At 50.1% G+C, this 3,003-nt stretch carries 6 protein-coding genes; 4 read left to right on the top strand and 2 right to left on the bottom strand.

The features are described 5' to 3' along the window. Nucleotides 1-345: 345 nt before the first annotated feature. From ACOCD2_RS15460 to ACOCD2_RS15475, 4 genes are all read left to right on the top strand, one after another. Entirely contained in the window at nucleotides 346-648 is a 303-nt protein-coding gene (locus ACOCD2_RS15460; protein ID WP_371415060.1) for a type II toxin-antitoxin system HicA family toxin, read from the top strand. Continuing rightward, nucleotides 638-1,138, top strand: coding sequence for a type II toxin-antitoxin system HicB family antitoxin (locus ACOCD2_RS15465; protein ID WP_293680686.1), 501 nt, complete (start codon nucleotides 638-640; stop codon nucleotides 1,136-1,138). Before ACOCD2_RS15460 ends, ACOCD2_RS15465 begins: the two co-directional genes overlap by 11 nt. Further along, the gene (locus ACOCD2_RS15470) at nucleotides 1,135-1,650 is read left to right on the top strand and encodes a preprotein translocase subunit SecB (protein WP_293653012.1); all 516 of its coding nucleotides are present in this window, start codon (nucleotides 1,135-1,137) and stop codon (nucleotides 1,648-1,650) included. Before ACOCD2_RS15465 ends, ACOCD2_RS15470 begins: the two co-directional genes overlap by 4 nt. Nucleotides 1,651-1,768: 118 nt before the next feature. Beyond that, nucleotides 1,769-2,215 carry a hypothetical protein gene (locus ACOCD2_RS15475; protein WP_293674990.1) on the top strand — a complete coding sequence of 149 codons (447 nt, stop codon included), beginning with the start codon at nucleotides 1,769-1,771 and terminating at the stop codon, nucleotides 2,213-2,215. On the opposite strand, the gene ACOCD2_RS15480 is transcribed toward ACOCD2_RS15475, so the two are convergent. Further along, entirely contained in the window at nucleotides 2,187-2,582 is a 396-nt protein-coding gene (locus ACOCD2_RS15480) for a hypothetical protein (protein ID WP_293701691.1), read from the bottom strand. The genes ACOCD2_RS15475 and ACOCD2_RS15480 overlap by 29 nt on opposite strands. After that, on the bottom strand, nucleotides 2,579-3,003 hold a 425-nt coding region (locus tag ACOCD2_RS15485; RefSeq protein ID WP_419625772.1), incomplete at its 5' end, for a hypothetical protein. The genes ACOCD2_RS15480 and ACOCD2_RS15485, both read right to left, overlap by 4 nt.

Genomic DNA, 3,003 nt, shown 5'->3' on the forward strand with positions numbered 1-3,003 from the left:
CGGCAGCCAGCTCAAGCGTTGATAAAACAGTTTAACGAATGGCTGGCCGCCATGGAAAGCGACGCGGCGGCGAGCACTCCCCAGTCGCCGAGAGGTGGGGTGGATTGAAACGTGGCGAGTAATTTACTAAAACAAACAGCTGACGACAAGAGCGGGAACTTCGCCCTTGGCTTACACTCCCCTCAGAATTAGAATTTGTACTGCAAAGGCATGAAAAAACAATGAGATAGGGGGCTTCTGTTGCACGGGCCGCCAATTAAGATCATGAAATGTAACGAAATAGAGAAAAAAGAATGTTGAAAAATCTAAAGGAATCCCCCAATATGACACTACATATGGTGTCACATGGTGGCTAAGCAGGCATTCGAGGAGGTTGTCGGGATACTCAATGCCTCAGTATCCAGTATCCGTTGTGACACATTGTCTGCACAGCTGGCGCGGTTGGGCTTTGAAGTCCGAGATGGAAAGCAAGGTGGCCACAAGATTTTCGTTCATGGCGGCATCCCGGAGTTTTTCTCCGGTAGCTATAACTGTGGACATGGCAAGAACCCGGAAATAAAGCCGGCCTATATTCGCAAGGTGCTGCGCATTTTGCAGCAACACGAGAAAGAAATAATCGATTTCTTGGAAGGACAAGATGATGATTGATCCACATGCCTACAATATCACGGTGCGGAGTGGCGATTTTGAAGGCGAGTTGTGCTTCGAAGCCCGGGTCAAGGAACTGCCTGATCTGGCGGAATACGGCGATACGTTTGAGGAAGCCTACCAGCTGGCGATTGATGCCATTGAAACCACGGCAGAAATTTTTGCTGAGAAAGGCAAAGCGATGCCAATGCCAAAGGATGTGCCGGACGAATACAGTGGCCGCGTAACCCTGCGTTTACCAATATCGCTTCATCGGGCGCTTGCCGAGGCAGCTGAGAATGAAGGTGTGAGCCTCAACCAACACTTGGTTAATACGCTTGCCTATTTTTCGGGTTTTGCGGCTGCAGTGACGCGAACACGTGGTTGCTCTTATAAGTGGGAGATGGTGAGCACTACGCCAAAAAGAAAGATCGCCTCAACGTGCTCGCCCATCCGGCTGGTTCATTCATCTAAATTAGATCCAGATGGTGGATGGCAGAAAACAGCATGAATGCAGAGCTGCAAAAAGCCATCGAATGCCTCCGCATTCAGGATGTGTATTTGCGGAACTCGCAAGGTGACTTAATGGAGGGTTTTGATCCAAAATATTCGCCAGAGGCGAATGATTTGGCCGTGCAGTTCAAGCATGTGGTCACTTGTGAGGATGTGCTTCAACTACAAGAAGACGAAAAAGAAGTAACCCTGTTTCGGGTTCACATTGACCTGGGCGCGCGATGGGTGGTTTTGCCGGAACCAAAAGTAGAAGGCGGGTCTGAAGAGAAAGAAGAGGAGAATATCAAGGCTGTTATAGAGGCGACGTTTCTTGCGGAGTATTTGATAGAAGGTGAACCCGGACAGAAAGCGCTTGATGCGTTTGCACTCAAGAATGCCAGCTATCATGTATGGCCTTATTGGCGTGAATTCTTGATGAGCCAGTCCATGCGCATGAACCTGCCCAAAGTCGCATTGCCTGCTGTGCAATTTGCCTCGAATAACCGTGAATCTGCCGGTGACCAAGATTGATAGCAGGGAGCATAGACCAGAAGGTTGGACGCGTGAGTGTTTTGACACCACCAACCGCCTGGACTAACATTTCAAATAGAATAATGGATTAGCCCATTGAGAATGACGGACAAGGAACATGCTCACGATCATCCAATATCCCCTTGAGACCGGCATCGTCATCGCGCTGCTCGTCTATGGCCTGATTCTGGCCTGGAACCTGCTGGCGCGCCTGAAATGGCTGCCAGTGGCCGTCGTGCGCCCTATATACCACGTTCTGACCCGCCTGGGTCAACTGCCCCTGCTGGGGCGTGCCGTGCGCGCCACGCGCCGCCATCCCCTGAGCCTGGGACTGGTGCCCGCCATTCTGACCGGCACCCTGGTGCCGGTGCTGCTGATTTCCATGTACGCACTGTTCTCCGCACTTGTGGTCGGTGTGATCCTGCTCCTGGCATTCCGCTATGGGGATTGGAAAGAAGAGCCAGAAGAAGAGCACGCTCTTTATCATTCGTATGATTCTGAGGAGCCAATTGTGTCTAGCAACCATCCTAGTGCGATTAAGGATTGGCCAGCTTCACTCCTCTAGAAAATACTACCTTATTTATTGCCTTTATGAGGTAAACCCTTTCCTCCTTGAGTTCCATCAAGTTCTCCAGCTGCTGCTGAATATCGCTAAATTCTGATTGTTTTTCCGTCAACCTTTTCTGCAACGCACGAAATTCATCGAAGGCTCCACCATCAGACAATTTGCGCATAATCTCACTGTACCGCTCCTGCAATGTATTCTGCTGTGTGTAGCGGTTTGAAATCCTGTCCTCTACCGCATCGAGTTCCCGCTGCAGGTGGTGCTGCCGATTCTCGCTGATGCGCCTATGGAAATCCTTCACTTGCCCCAATTGCGCCCTAATATTGTCAGGAAATAACAGGCCCGCTTCCTCATAAACCGCATTCACTCGATCCACTCCCGGCGGGCCTCTGCTGCCATCGCGTTTTCGATATAACGCTGAAGATCTCTGTCCCGGCCGTTTTCGGCAGACAACCTTCGCATGTGCGCATTGAGATCTGCAGCCTCTTTTTCCAGTTCCCGGTATTCCGGGATAACCTTGAAATGATCGAGATCATTCTCTATCTCCTGAATCTCGGATTCGAGAATAATCGAACGGGATTCCAATGCGCTTTTGTCGCCTGTATACCCACGCAACGAGAGACTTTTCAATAGCGGCTTCAGCTTCTTGATGCCGCTCTTTCTCTTTTCATTCAGGATATGCTGGCGAATCAAATCCCAATCGAATCCAAACAGAAACGCAAGGTTGATCTGGTGAGTCCGCTTATTTCTTTGGTCCTGCTGGGCATATCGAAAATCATCAAAATAAC

It is taken from the genome of Thiolapillus sp. (genome assembly GCF_048562965.1).
Lineage (GTDB): Bacteria > Pseudomonadota > Gammaproteobacteria > Chromatiales > Chromatiaceae > Thiolapillus > Thiolapillus brandeum_A.